General features: G+C 70.1%; 8 protein-coding genes and 4 pseudogenes. 5 read left to right on the forward strand and 7 right to left on the reverse strand.

The genetic code is table 11. The features are described 5' to 3' along the window. Positions 1–188 precede the first annotated feature (188 nt). Positions 189–1,514: an aspartate aminotransferase family protein gene (locus tag ACWEFL_RS32485; protein ID WP_451719699.1), complete on the reverse strand. Its 1,326-nt coding sequence runs from the start codon at positions 1,512–1,514 to the stop codon at positions 189–191. Between the two features lie 144 nt (positions 1,515–1,658). Here ACWEFL_RS32485 and ACWEFL_RS32490 point away from each other — a divergent pair, with 144 nt between their 5' ends. Next, positions 1,659–1,937, forward strand: coding sequence for a hypothetical protein (locus ACWEFL_RS32490; protein WP_451719702.1), 279 nt, complete (start codon positions 1,659–1,661; stop codon positions 1,935–1,937). 719 nt (positions 1,938–2,656) lie between these two features. Beyond that, positions 2,657–3,238 carry a hypothetical protein gene (locus tag ACWEFL_RS32495; protein ID WP_451719705.1) on the forward strand — a complete coding sequence of 194 codons (582 nt, stop codon included), beginning with the start codon at positions 2,657–2,659 and terminating at the stop codon, positions 3,236–3,238. Positions 3,239–3,454: 216 nt separating this feature from the next. On the opposite strand, the pseudogene ACWEFL_RS32500 reads toward ACWEFL_RS32495, so the two are convergent. Beyond that, a pseudogene (locus ACWEFL_RS32500) lies at positions 3,455–3,556 on the reverse strand (IS5/IS1182 family transposase); the annotation flags it as partial. A gap of 113 nt (positions 3,557–3,669) precedes the next feature. Next, entirely contained in the window at positions 3,670–4,455 is a 786-nt protein-coding gene (locus tag ACWEFL_RS32505; protein WP_451719707.1) for an SAM-dependent methyltransferase, read from the reverse strand. A gap of 549 nt (positions 4,456–5,004) precedes the next feature. Between ACWEFL_RS32505 and ACWEFL_RS32510 the strand changes: the two are divergent. Together ACWEFL_RS32510 and ACWEFL_RS32515 are read left to right on the forward strand one after the other, a co-directional pair. Beyond that, a pseudogene (locus ACWEFL_RS32510) lies at positions 5,005–5,130 on the forward strand (RacP protein); the annotation flags it as partial. A 229-nt stretch (positions 5,131–5,359) separates the two neighbouring features. Next, positions 5,360–5,737: pseudogene (locus tag ACWEFL_RS32515) on the forward strand (NF041680 family putative transposase); the annotation flags it as partial. A 37-nt stretch (positions 5,738–5,774) separates the two neighbouring features. On the opposite strand, the gene ACWEFL_RS32520 reads toward ACWEFL_RS32515, so the two are convergent. The 4 genes and pseudogenes from ACWEFL_RS32520 to ACWEFL_RS32535 all read right to left on the reverse strand — a co-directional run. After that, positions 5,775–7,151: a hypothetical protein gene (locus ACWEFL_RS32520; protein ID WP_451719709.1), complete on the reverse strand. Its 1,377-nt coding sequence runs from the start codon at positions 7,149–7,151 to the stop codon at positions 5,775–5,777. After that, positions 7,141–9,915, reverse strand: a complete 2,775-nt coding sequence (locus ACWEFL_RS32525) for a hypothetical protein (RefSeq protein ID WP_451719712.1) — start codon at positions 9,913–9,915, stop codon at positions 7,141–7,143. Before ACWEFL_RS32525 ends, ACWEFL_RS32520 begins: the two co-directional genes overlap by 11 nt. A 429-nt stretch (positions 9,916–10,344) precedes the next feature. Next, positions 10,345–12,051 carry an NACHT domain-containing protein gene (locus ACWEFL_RS32530; RefSeq protein WP_451719714.1) on the reverse strand — a complete coding sequence of 569 codons (1,707 nt, stop codon included), beginning with the start codon at positions 12,049–12,051 and terminating at the stop codon, positions 10,345–10,347. 68 nt (positions 12,052–12,119) lie between these two features. Next, positions 12,120–12,679 (reverse strand): annotated as a pseudogene (locus tag ACWEFL_RS32535) (nucleotide disphospho-sugar-binding domain-containing protein); the annotation flags it as partial. 85 nt (positions 12,680–12,764) lie between these two features. Between ACWEFL_RS32535 and ACWEFL_RS32540 the strand changes: the two are divergent. After that, on the forward strand, positions 12,765–13,157 hold the full coding sequence (locus tag ACWEFL_RS32540) for a hypothetical protein (RefSeq protein ID WP_451719716.1): 393 nt from the start codon (positions 12,765–12,767) through the stop codon (positions 13,155–13,157). Positions 13,158–13,308 lie beyond the last annotated feature (151 nt).

The raw sequence follows: 13,308 nt of genomic DNA on the forward strand, positions 1-13,308 counted from the left end.
TGTACCGCCCACGGGGTTCGGCGGTCGACCGCCCCCGGATCGCTCCCGCCGCGGGCCCGGGTCTGAAGTCTGGGTGTGCCCATGGGGCCGGGTCCGACCGCGGGCCCGGGGCCGGGGCCGGGTTTGACCGAGGGGCCTCGGGGTGTCCGCTCGTACCGTCCGGCGCGGACACGCCCTCGCCCGTCGCCTCAGCCGTTGATGACCGAACGGCTCACCCGCGTCAGCACGTCCCGGAGCACGGCCAGCGCCTCGTCCGCCTCGTCCACGGTGACGGTCATCGGCGGGGTGACGCGGATGACGTTGCCCAGCAGACCGCCCCTGCCGATCAGCAGCCCCTGTTCGCGTGCCTGCTCCAGGACCGCGGTGGTCGCCGCCGTGTGGGGTGTCTTCGTGCCGGGCAGGACGAGTTCCACCCCGATCATCAGGCCCGTACCGCGTACGTCACCCACCAGCGGGCAGCCGCCGGCGATCGCGCGCAGTCCGGTCAGCAGCCGCTCGCCGACCTTGTCGGCGTTGGCCTGGAGGTCGTGGGAGAGCAGATAGTCGAGGGTGGCGAGCCCGGCCGTCATGGCGACCGGGTTGCCGCCCGCGGTGGAGATGGAGTTGGCGGTGAGACTGTCCATCAGCTCCGGCCTCGCGACGACCCCGCCCACGGCGAGCCCGTTGCCGAGCCCCTTGGCGAACGTCATCGCGTCCGGGGTCACCTCATGGGCGCCGATGCCGAAGAAGGACGCGCCGGTGCGGCCCCAGCCGGTCTGGACCTCGTCGGAGACCAGCAGGATGCCGTACTCGTCGAGCACCTCCTTCATGGCGGCGAAGAAGCCCGGCGGCGGCGTCGCGAAGCCGCCCGCGCCCTGCACGGGCTCGGCGAGCAGGCAGGCGACGTCGCCGGAGGTGGACGTCTCGATGATCGTGCGCAGTTCGTCGGTGCACGCGGCGGTGAACCCCGCGTCGTCGAGATGCCCGAAGGGGCTGCGGTAGCGGTAGCCGCTGTGGACATAGGTGACATGGACGGGGCTCAGTGAGGTGGCCGACCAGCCGCGGATCCCGGTCGCGGCCACCGTGCCGAAGGACCGCCCGTGGTAGCTGCCGCGCAGGGCGAGCACCTGGTTGGAGCGGCGGTGCTGGGTCGCGAGGAGCATCGCCGTCTCGACGGCCTCCGTACCGGAGTTCACGAAGAACACCTTCGCGTCCGGGATGCCGGAAAGCCCCGCGATCCGCTCGGCGAGTTCGATCTGCGAACGGATCAGGTACAGCGTCGAGGAGTGCAGCAGACGCTTGGTCTGGGCCGCGATCGCCTCGGTGATCTCGGGAATGTCGTGGCCGGCCATGGTCGCGAGCAGACCGCCGAAGAAGTCGAGGTACTCCCTGCCCTCGCCGTCGACGATCCTGCGGCCCGAGCCCTGGACCAGTTCGATCGGCTCGTCGTAGTACAGATGCATCCATGACGGCATGACACGGCGGTGTCGTGCCAGCAGTTCGGCGTGTCCCACGGGTCCTCCCATCTCCACCATGACCAGTGCAGATGGTGGGCCACGGTGAGGTGTTGTGGGTGGGGAACCAGTCCGATCAGGCGGCGGATCTCCGCGACGGACAGCGGGATCAGGCTGGTCTGCCACAGCCTGGCGCGGAACAGCCACGCGCACGTCCCTCTGACCGTGGTCGCGGCCGTGCGGGAGTTCGAGGCACGGTTCCTGGCCGGAGCCAGGGGACTGGCCGGGCACATGGGACTGCCCCACGACCTCCCACCTCCGCCCGATCCGGAGACGATCCGCGAAGCCAAGGAATGGCTGTCCGACCGCATGCCGGCCGGCAGCACCTACCGGCCTCCCGCCCACCAGCCCTCCTTCGTCCAGCACTTCGACCTCGACGCAGCCCGCCACGCCGCGCCCTCGTTCGACAAACTCTGCCGCGAAGTGCTGCGCTTCCTCGGCTGAACGGCCTTGTCCCCGCTGTCCACCGCCTGCGGAGAGCCCGACAGCCCCCGGCGGATCCGGGGCGTGCGCGGCACGATCGACGGCCGTCCGCAATGGGTACCGCTCGATTAACCCCGCCTGCGGCGCGCACGCAGGAGGCGATAGCCAAGCTGAACAGGCCCCGCCGCTTCGCCTCCGTGCCCAAGGCGATCAGATCACCGGCTCGGCGTATTCGAGAAGCGCCTGCCACAGCGGCGCGGGCACACAGCGGAGGCACCTTCGGCGAGCTGCCCGTCTCGCGCCGGAGGAAAGTACGGTGCCGTCCCCGCACCAGGGCCCGCCTCGCGGAGCCTGGCCGCCACGACCGGCTCCATGCCGTACCGCAGAGCCTCCGCCCTACCGGGACGTCTATTCCACTGGCGGAACGCCCCTCTCCGCTGTCCCGGGTTCGGTGCGACGGGCGCGGATCTTCTGGACGGTCCAGGCCCCGGCGGCGAGCAGGAGTCCGGCCGCGAGGCCGCCGAGGAACTCCGGCAGAGCGGCCAGGAGAACACCAGCCGCCCAAGCACCTCACCGGCCGCAAGGGCGCAGACACCTGGCGGGCCGGCTCCTGGACCATCAAGACGGCTGTCCCCGGCGCCCGCGGCCACCTCGCGCACGAGCACGCCGCCTACGAACTGCTCCACCGTCAAGGCCGTCACCCCGGTCCGCGCGGTGCCACCGGGACCGAGGGGCGGTGGATGGCCATCCCCTGGGTCGACGGCCGCTCCTTGTGGGACGTCTTCGCCCCCGCGCGTGAGGGCACCGCCACCGCCGGGCAGCGGGCACAGATGCGGGACGGCGCCCGCACCGCGCTCACCACGCTCCACCGGTTCCATGCGACCGGCTGGACTCACGGCGACATGCAGACCGAGAACGTGATCCTCCTCCCCAGCGGCCGGGTCGAGTTCATCGACCACGACAACGCGCACCACCCCGATCTCCCCCTCCCGTTCCCCTACCGCGGCGGACTGATCCACGTCATCGCGCCGGAGACCGCCGCTCAGCTCCTGAAGACCGGGGAGGAGCAGCACGTCCGGCTCACCCCGGAGGCTGAGCTGTTCGCCCTGGGATCCGCCCTGTACTGGGCATGGACAGGTCAGCGCATCACCGACTACCGAGGCGACCCGGCCGGAGCCCACCAAGACCTGTACGCCGACATCGCCGAAGGCCGACGCCGAGAACTCCAGAGCGACCGCCCTTGGGCCGACGCTGAACTGGAACGCTTGATTCAGGGCGCCACCCGCCCCGATCCGCACACCCGCAGCTACAGCGGCGGATGAGGTGGAGCGCACTGCTGTAGGGCCGGCCCCGGGCTGCCAGGCACGTGCGGGGCCGAAAGCTCGGCGAAGGCCCCCATGGGCACGGACATGGTGCGGGTCTGCCCGGGCGTGGAGCCGGCCCGGGCAGACCGCCCGCGCTCTGGTGGACGCCTACCGGTCCAGCCCCGGGGGCGGGAGGTCCGGAACTGGCCCGCGGTCCGCAGCATCGTCACCGAGCGGCACCCGCGAGCGGCGGTCACCCTCGCGGGTGACGATGAGCATGGTGACCCACTCGACCAGCCCATGGGGCAGGTCGAGTGCGGCAGGATATGGGACCAATGAGGCACCTGCGCTGACGAGTTGAGACTTCGAACATCTCCCTCAACAGCACGGGTGCCTCGTGCGTTGCGGCCTCGCCACCGTCACCCCGTCGGTGGCCACTCTGAAAACGCTCAGCGCTTGCGCGCCACCCCCCCGGCCATCAGTCGCTGCGCGACGTTCAACGGCTCCTCGACCGGCTCCGTCGGACGCCACAACGGCAGGGACACCACACCGGGGTCCAACAGCTCGTACCCGTCGAAGTACGCGGTGATCTCCTCGGTGGTGCGGAAGCGCCCCGTACCGAGGAGGTGCAGCATCGTCTGCTCGACGGCCCGGGCCTCCGGTCCGCTGTCGCAGAACGCCGTGATCACGAGGTGGCTGCCCGAGGGCACGTGGGACATGTACGCGTCGACGATGCCCTTGGGGTCCTCGTCGTCGTGCAAGTGGTGGAGGACGCCGACGAGCAGCACGCCGACAGGCTCGTCGAAGTTGATCAGCCGCTTGACGGCGGGTTCCCGGAGCACGGTCCGCGGGTCGCGCAGGTCCGCGCTGGAGACGCCGGTGTTCGCGTTCTCCCCCAAGCGGGCGTGCCCGTGGGCGAGGACGATCGGATCGTTGTCGACGTAGACGACACGGGCGTCGGGGTTGACGCGCTGGGCCACTTGGTGGGTGTTCTCCAGCGTGGGGAGCCCGGCACCGAGGTCGATGAACTGCTTGATCCCCACCTCGGACGCCAGGTGGCTGACCGCCCGGCCGAGCACGGCCCGGTTGAACCACCCCACGTCCCCGATGTGCGGCACCGTCTGCTTGACCCCTTCGGCAACCACGCGGTCGACCTCGTAGTTGTCCTTGCCGCCGAGGACCGCGTCGTACACCCGCGCGATACTGGGCTTGCTCGTGTCGATTTCCTCCGCCACCGCGACTCTCCGTCCCTGTGCCACCCGTACGGGCGATATCCAGCCGCCAGGTTAACCCCCGTGAGGTGAGCCACAGTTATCGCGGGCACCCTTTTTTCAGGAATGACGGATCGTCAATTTCCGACTCGGCCCACGAGTCGGCACCGCGCGGTGTCAGGCGGAGAGTTCCTAGCCCAGCGCGTCCCTCAACCGGGCGGCGCGCGCGGCGACTTCCCCGGGTCCGAGGGACGCCGCGAGGTCGGCCCACCGCTGGTCTTCGGCCAACTCCCCGCTCCGTGACGCGCGTTCCAGGGCCCGCGCCGGTACACCCTCGAAACCCTCGCCGAGGCCAGCGGCCTGTGGCACGACCGGGCCGTTGCCGGTGGCTCTTGATCTGGAAGGCGGTGGCGCGGCCGTCGGGGGTGCGGGTGATGAGGTCGATGCCGTGGGCGTCGGTGGCGTGGGGGGTGACGACGGCGTCGGATTGGGCGGGGTCGATGCCGTGGGTGATGAGGTTGGTGGCAGCGATCCAGTCGGGTGGGGTGGTGCCGTTGCGGTGTGCCTCCCGGCTGGCGCCGGTTCCTCACCGGCACGGTCGCACCGCACGCCGCCGCTCACCCGGGCGACAAGTGGGTCAAGCACATCATCGCGCAGCTCAACTCCATTCCATCGAATCCACCCTCGATCTCGTCGTCTCGTCCTGACCATCACGATCGGTCCGCCCGGCGTCCGGCCGGGCGTCGGTCCTCATGGCGGCACGCGCTCCGCGGTTCGCGTTCGGCTCGTGCACCACCCCGCCCGCGATCGCACCCGCGAGCCCGGCCGGAACCCCGACCGTGATCGCGACCGATATCCCGCCTGCGAGCCCCACCGAGACCGCGGCCGCGATCCCGGCCGGGACCCCGAGGCCAGACCGTTCGAGGTGCGCTCCTACACCCAGGTCCCGAGCCGGACCGTCCCCAAGGTCCGCGATCCGCACACGGCCGACCTGTGGACGTGGCTGATCACCGCCACCCACACCCAACTCCGCCTTGCCCGGCCCCTCGCCGAGGACCTTCGTCGGCCCTGGGAGCGGCCGACGTAACCTCGTCGGCTCACCCCTGCCCGGGTCCGGCGGGGTTTCCGCCACCTCTGCGTGAAGACCGCCCGTCCCGCCGACGTGCCCAGACCCTCCAAACCCGGCCCCGGACGCGAACCCGGCTCGAAGAGCCGCAGGCCAGCCCCACGTCACGAGCCTGGGAAGACCGTGAAACGAATCGAAACCCTCACCGAACACGTCCGCCTGAAACAGCAGCGAGGTTAATGATCAAGCTAAGTGACGGCAAAGACGTCCACGGGTGTCATCGGCCGGGTGGCCGCAGGAGCGAGTCCGGGGACTGTTCCGCTAGCCAGCCGAGCCACTGGAGTACGAGGTCGAGCCGGACCTCGGCACCGCTCACCCGGAGGCCCATCACATCGCTGATGCGGTCCGACAGGGTCTGGGGTCCCGCGTCGTGCCCTGCCGCGATGTACGCCTCGACCTCCTGGGGTGGGGCGGAGCCGGGGCGGCGCGGATAGGGGCCAGGCATGAGCACGCTCTGCGGAGTGTCGCGGGCCCATGCCTCTGCGGCCGCGCCGAAACGGGCGACCAGATAGTCTCGATGTTGCTCGGGCGCGGTGAACAACCGCCCGTACGGTTGGTCGGGCTCTTTGGCGAAACGCGTGGCGATTCGTCGGGAGGCGTCCTGCTCGGCCACCCTGCGCACGCGCAGTTGAAGTGTGCCCAGCAGCATGGACCAGATCAACGCGGCCGCGACGAGCTGGAAGTAGTCACTTAGTCGGCCTAAGTCGACAGGCGTCACGGGGCCGATGTCCTCGAAGATCTCGGCGGCCTGGCCGATGGTTAAAGTCGGGTCGAGGCAGAGCAGTTCGATGTGTTCCTGTTGGAAGTAGGACTCTTGGATCATTTCGCGGGCTTGCTTCTCCACCTGTGCGCGGACCGTCACACCGGGGGAGAGCCCGGCGAGCGAAGTCGGCTGTGTGGTGACGCCCGCCGTTTTTCCGGGGTCCCACTGCCCTAGGGCCACGTTGGGCAGTGCCACGATGTAGTCGGGCAGGTTTTCCACGCGCATGCCACTGAGCGCGAGCGCGGTGTTGCGAAGGCCGCCGCGCCGTACCCGGACCTGCCGCTCCAGATCCCTGAGTTCGCGCTGTGCGGCTTCCGCATACTTCTTGGCGACGCGGGCCCGCTGTTCACGGCTGAAACCTCCGCCGCGCGCCGCCTCGGAGCGCCGCTCGGCCCGACCGGTCCGCGATGCGGCGATGCGGCGGGCCTCAACCAGCCCGGGAAGATTCTTCGCGGCGTCTCCGGCTACGACATGGTGGTACGCCCGCGACTGCAGACGCATCTGCCGCGCCAGCGCGTTGGCCATCACGTTGCGTACCGCGCCCAGCAGGCCCGCCACCAGCGGCCCCTCCAGCGACCACATCAGGAAGAAGACGAACAGGTCGAGCGCCGGATTTGCTTCGGGGGGCGTCTCGGCGGCTCGCAGCCGCTGGTCCTGCACCTCCTCGGCACCCAACTCCACTCCGGTCCGTACGACTTCCCACATGGCGCGTTGCTGTTGGAAGGCCAGGCGTATCTCCGCCACGAGATGGCCGCGTTCGGCCTGCGACAACGTGCGCTTCGCCACGGGAACCTTGCTGGCCTGGGGATCCGACGCGGCGTCACCCACCATGGCCGGCGTCCTCCGCGCGGCACAACCGGTCCTGCGGATCGGCGGGCGGATCCAGCTGCGGGCGAGGGTTGTACTTGGGCAGTGACGAGTCCGGGTCGAGCCAGATGAGGGTGGTCGGCGTCCGTACCTCCCAGGAGTCGTATGGTTCCCCGTCGTCGGGCGCCTGGTTGAGTGCCCTGATCTCGTCCGCGATGGAGACGTATCCGTCCTGCTCAGGAGCGGGGGCCTGGCCGCCTCCCCAGGGGCGTCCGAACCAGAGCCAGTGGTTGACCGCGTTGGCGTAACCGGGCCTGGCCGCGACCACCACCCGGGCGGAGCCCGATCTGAGGAACCGGGTGAACTCCGGATCGGCGCCCTCGATCGGCTGGAGTGCGGACCACTGACCGCTGTCCGCCCAGTAGTAGGGATAGAGGACGTAGGTCATCTTGTCCCACTCGAAGATCTGCTCGAGAAACTGGATCTCGGGAGCCGTGTCGAGCGCGGCGTCCGCCTCTGTGACGGGGGGACCACCGCCTTCCGGCCGTACGACCGCGCTCTTGCCGGCAAAGCGGTACCCGTACAGCATCTCGATGACCTGGCGCTTCAGCTCCTCACGGATCACCTCGCGGCCCCGGGCGGGGGAGAAGCCGGGGATCTCGATGCCGGAGCGGGCCTGGATCGCCCGGGCCTCGTTGTCGTAGCGCGCCTGCCATTCACGGTGGGCGTTCAGCAGGGTCCGATAGGTGTCCAGCCGCCAGCTGTCCGTGGTCACCTGCTTCGGGACGCACGCGAGGGCCACCGACACCGTCCCCTTGTACGCGCCCGCGAAGGTGACGCCGACGGCCACCTCGCGCTCCGGGCGGCTGGTCAGCGCGCTCGTGGACGAGGTGGAGAGCCAGGCGTCCAGGTACTGCGGCAGCGGTACGTCGCCGACCGGCATCACCGTGGCGTTATTCGCGAAGCCGTTGTCCAGGGCGATGCTGGCGCCGCCGACCGTGACCTCGGCGCGAATGCTGTGGTAACCGTCCCGGAAGGTCCAGCCGTCGTTCTGCAGCACGTTCCATCCCTCGGGATGGTCCTGCCAGTCGGCGTGCACGGGAGGGCCTGCTGCCGCCACGGTGACCGAGTCGGCAACGTACCCGTCAGGGACGACCAGGGTGATCGTGGTGCTGGACGACGGGGGCACCCCGAGCGTGGGCACGGACGTGCTGTTGCCCTCCGGTTCCTCCAGCGCGATAGCCGCGGACCCGGTGACCCACACGGTCGCCTCGGGAGGTGGATCGACAACAGCCTGCCACCGGGCGGCGAACCGGCCGTAGTTGTCGGGCCCGAACGAGGACATGGTGAACAGGTTGCTCTCATCGGCCGTTAACGGCTTGCGGTCCGTCGTAAACGGCGGCGGCTCTGGTGTGCTCGGCTTGGGCACTTCCTGCTGATCGCCGATCCATCTCACCAGCGCCGCCGGCTCCGGTATCTGGAACTCCAGCAGATACCGATTCGGATAGCGAAACAGCTGCATCCGCTGGATCTTGTCGACCCAGCGATACACCCCGACGACATGTCCCTCGGGACGATCGCTGTTGTCGATCTCGTGGAGATTGGTCTCCACGATCCGGGTGAGCGACCGGGTCGTACGCTCCGTCCGTACGCGTTCCTCCGTACGGCGCACCGCTCGCTCGACGCTCTCGTGCGCGGTCTCGGTCGCGTGCCGGGTGGCCTCCTGGACCGACCAGTCAAGGCTTCCGGCCACATGGGTCTGCAACTGTGTAGCCCCGTACTGGCCACTGGTGTCCACCTGGCCGTCCACACGGACCGCCAGCGAACTGCCGCGTGCGGCCTCCTCGCTGAGCTGGAAACGGTCCGTGGTCTGCGTATCGAGTTCGTTGACCTTCCTGGTCTCGGTCTCGGTCGTCTCCGTAGTCTCGGTCTCGTCGACCCGCTTGTGCGTACGTTTGCGGTGTTCTCCCTCGAGGACGTTCTCGATGTGGGCGATCTCCCCGGGCTGATAGCAGGACCACTCGTCCCGAACCACCCACAGGTCACCGAAGCCCGCGCGCTGCGCCAGCCGGGCCCGCCGCCGTGGCGTCACCGGCTCCACGTCGACGATGGGGAATGGCGGGCTCGGCACCACCACGAAACGGTGGTGCAGCAACGCCCGGACCTCGTCCGCCGAGGCCGGCCGCAGTTGCCGGTCGGCGAGCGCGGCGATCAATCCGGCGACCAGCAACAGCCGTTGCAGCTTGCCCGCCCTGCGGGAGGCTGCCTCACCGTCGGACGCGTCCGCAGCGAGCGTCGCGCAGAAGCTGCGCCGCACGCAGTTCCACGCCGCACGCCAGCGGTCGTCGGCCACCAACGCGAGGACCAGGCGCTCGTTGTCGTCACAGGGGTCGGGGTCGATTCTCACCACGCTCTGCGCGAGCCGACCCGTCATCGAGACCAGCGCGTCGACCTCGGGAGCCTGCCCGGCACCCACGAGCCAGCGGTCCAGCTGCCGCCACAGGTCGATCACCACCGCGAAGGGACGCGGAGTGTCGGGCTGCCACGGTTCGTGCGGGGTACGGGCCCGATCCGGATCCGCGAAGTACGAGGCGTCGGCCTGCCAGGCGTTCGCGGCCTCGATGAGCGCCTGCCCCGGATACTCCCGCGGGCTGGGCGCCTCCGTGCCCTCCCGGGCGAACAGTTGTGCAGGATCGACGGGCTCGTCGAACAGGACCAGTCGCTCGCCCCCGCCGGGACGTCGGCGCTCAGCACCCCGGACCACCTGGAACCTGAGTGTCTCGCTCATACGCGCACGGGAACGCATTAACGCCGATCGGCTCGCGTCCCCTCCCTCCCCCTGGCAGTGCGACGCGGTAAGTCCCTCATTGTCCCGGAGTGGCGTAAATCTGCCAAGGACTTGTCGGCACGAAGCTCGCCGCGAACGTTACGAGGCGGGCGCTACTGAGCAGCGGGATCGCCTGGCCGCCGCGGGTCTGGCACCGGATGATCTGGGCGATCGCGTGGAATAACTCGGCGGACATCGGGATCACCCGCTCGCGCTCGCTCTTGGACGGAGCGACGACCAGCAGGGCGATGACCTGGCCGTTCGGACGCTTGTATGGCCGGATGCTGAGGTGGCTCAGCTACGAGTTCTTCGACCCGGATTCCGCGGGGCCCAGGACCTCAACGGCCGTCCACTCCCAGAACGCCGACTCCTCCGCCATCAACACGTGTGTCAGCTCGCTCGTCGCCTCGTCGCCTCGTCGGTGACCCCGTACACGAGTCCGATCACCACTCCGATCACCGCGCCGACCACCGTTCCGAGCGCCGCTTCCCTCACGGTGCCGCCCTCGACCGTAGCCACGAGCCCGCCCGCGGCCCCTACGGCGACTCCAGCCCCGGCTCCCACCTTGGCCCCGAGCCTGGCCCCGCCCGCGAGGTCCCTGAGCCCCTGGGAAGTGCGCAGCCGCCGTGTGTCGAGCCGGCGGGGCGATTCAGGTGTGACCGTCCCTCCCACAAGACTGCCGAGGAGGGCGCTGAGGAAGACAACCACAACTGTCGTGACCGGCTTCCTGGGGGCCCAGGCAAGGGGCAGGGTGGTGAGGATGGCGAGGCCCGTGAGGACGGCGTCGGTGGTGCGGACCCGTAACCGTCCGGCGAGGGGCCACAGTTCGTGCCAGACGAGATCGGTGGCCTCTGCCGGACCCTGCCCGCCCGCTGGGGCCCGGGTGCCGCTTGTCGTGCCGGCCGGGTCGAGGTGGACCGACAGACGATGGAGCCACCGGTGGACCTGCTGTGCCGTGTATCTGCGGGGGTTGGGCGTATGGCGGACGGCGGCGGGGATGCAGCGGGCGAGGAGATGCCGGTCTACTGCGTCCGGGTCGGGGAGTGCGAGGAGTTCGGCGGGGTCGCCGTCGTGGTGGTAGACGGTGGCTGTGAGGCCGAGCTTCCACGGGGTGGACAGTACGGTCGCGAGCATCCCGCCTGGTTCGGTGGCGAGGTGGTCGGTGAGTGGTTGCCATCGGGCTTCGTCGAGCGCCCGCCCGGTGAGGTAGCCGCGGGCGTCGGCGGCGTCGACGGGTTCGATCCCGATCCGGGCGGCGTCCAGCACGGTGGCGCCCGGCACCCCGCCGCCCGTGAGGGTGTCGTAGTGCCCGGTGCGGCAGGTCAGGACCAGCGGCCCCGCCTCCCTGCCCTGCTGATACGCGTTCAGCGCCCGCACGACCGCCGCAGCCCGCGGCGCTGCCGGGTCCGGTGCCCCGCCGGGGCCCACCGCGTCCATCTCGTCGAGTCCGTCCAGTACCGGCAGGACCAGGTGGTGACGGACCAGCCCGCCCGCCATGGCCGGCGGCCAGTCGTAGGCTTCCACCAGCCTCTCCACCAGCAGATCCGGTAAGGACTGGCGTTCGGTGTCCCAGCGTGACAGCGGGATCCGCACCGGCACCGGATCACCCTCACTCCTGCCGTCGATCAGCGCGAGCAGGAGTTCCAGCGCCAGGACGGTCTTCCCCGCGCCCGCCGCCCCGGTGATCACCAGACGCTCCGGCTTCGTCTCGCGGTAGTAGGCGGCGATGTCGGGCACGGCCGGCCCTCCCGGCCCGTTGGTGAACAGCCGCCCCGCGCCCGGCGCCGCAGCCGCCCGGCCCGCGCCCGGTGGTACGAGGCGGTAGGTGAGGTTGATGCGCTTGGTGTCGTCGCCGAGGAGCTGCCGCCGCACCGCGCCCTCCCCGGCCTCCACCTGCCGGGCCAGCGTTCCCGCCCACCCCCGGGCGAGCGATGCGTCCGCGAACGCCGCGGTATCGGCCTGCGCCTGCTTCCGCAGCGCCACCACCGCCACCAGACCCGCCACCACCGCCAGCGCCACCGCCAGCAGCCCCGCGGTGTCGGACGCCTGAAGACCGCCGTGACCGAGCTGCCGCACCACATACACGGCAGAAGCCACCGCCACCAGCACACACAAGACACCGACCAGCCGCCAATTGCGCCGCTGGCGGCGCCCCCCGAGTCCCGTCACCCCCCGACCATCCACCACCCCGCCCCCACCACGCCCCCCGCTTCCCGGACTTGTGACCACACCGACGAACAACCGCCTCCCCTACCCCGAAACAGCCCCCGGTCGGCGCCGTCCTCGCCACGATCCTGAGCGCGCGGGGCGCCGCCATCGGGGCCGGGCGGCGGCCTGCAACTGCTTGGGCCGGTCGACGCGTTCCTGATCCGTGACCAGGGCGTTCAGCGCCGCGCGAGGGGTCGAGGCGCTGGCGTCAGCGGTGTCCACACGGCGGGCGACGCCGCGTTCCACCAGCCGGTCCTGCGTTCATGAACCGCTCGGCTCCCTGCGGCACGGCGATCATGGGAACGCCGACGAGGAGCCCTTCGCCGCAGCCGCCCATGCCGGCGTGGGTGACGGAGGCATCGGCCTGTTCCAGGATCGCCCGCTGCGGGACCCAGGAGCGTACGTCGAGGCTGGGCGGGATGGTGCCGAGTTCCTCGGGGCGGGTGTACTTGCCGATCTGGAGTACAACGTGCCAGCAGGGCAAGTTGCCGAAGGCTGCGATGCCCTGGCGGTAGCTGCTCCATGCATCGAGAAGAGCCGTCCCAAATCCCGATATTGGCTGCTAGATTTCCGGGGGAAGGCAGCCGCATTGGGGGGAAACCATGAGCTTCTTCGAACATCTGATCACACACGGTTTGAAGGCCGCCGCCGAGTCCCTCGGGCATCGCACAACCACGCCACGCGACCCCCATGCGCGTGAGCGGCTCATCGCCTTCGCCAAGGAACACAGTGTTCCCGTGTATCTGATCACTCCGAGAATGACCGCGCCGGCAGGTGAGGGGTTCGGATGGGCCTACTCCATGCTGTCCTTCGCGTATGTCATCGCGGGAAAGAAAGGGAAGAGCTTCCGCAAGTGCCGGGACGGCCAGGCCGGACGACGCCTCGGGTACGCACGCGACGGCGGGCCCGGCTGTTGCTGTCAGGGCGGCACGTCCCGGATGAAGGAGGATGTCGAGGCGTCCAGGAACCTCGACCTGAGCAAGTACCGCGACTGAGACGGCGGCCAGCCCCTGCCTCTGCCGGGTGTGCCGGCGGGCACCGCCCGGCGCGGTCCGTCAGGTGTTGAACGCCGCATATCCGGCTGGGCTGGTCGGCGCCACCGGACACGCGCGCGGCAAGATCGTCATCACCGTGCCCTGATACGGC

Source organism: Streptomyces sp. NPDC004838 (assembly GCF_053600955.1).

Excerpts from the sequence above, each read along its gene's own strand:
- ACWEFL_RS32485 (WP_451719699.1), bottom strand. The coding sequence starts at position 1,514 with ATGGTGGAGATGGGAGGACCCGTGGGACACGCCGAACTGCTGGCACGA.
- ACWEFL_RS32495 (WP_451719705.1), top strand. The coding sequence starts at position 2,657 with ATGGCCATCCCCTGGGTCGACGGCCGCTCCTTGTGGGACGTCTTCGCC.
- ACWEFL_RS32520 (WP_451719709.1), bottom strand. The coding sequence starts at position 7,151 with ATGGTGGGTGACGCCGCGTCGGATCCCCAGGCCAGCAAGGTTCCCGTG.
- ACWEFL_RS32525 (WP_451719712.1), bottom strand. The coding sequence starts at position 9,915 with ATGAGCGAGACACTCAGGTTCCAGGTGGTCCGGGGTGCTGAGCGCCGA.
- ACWEFL_RS32540 (WP_451719716.1), top strand. The coding sequence starts at position 12,765 with ATGAGCTTCTTCGAACATCTGATCACACACGGTTTGAAGGCCGCCGCC.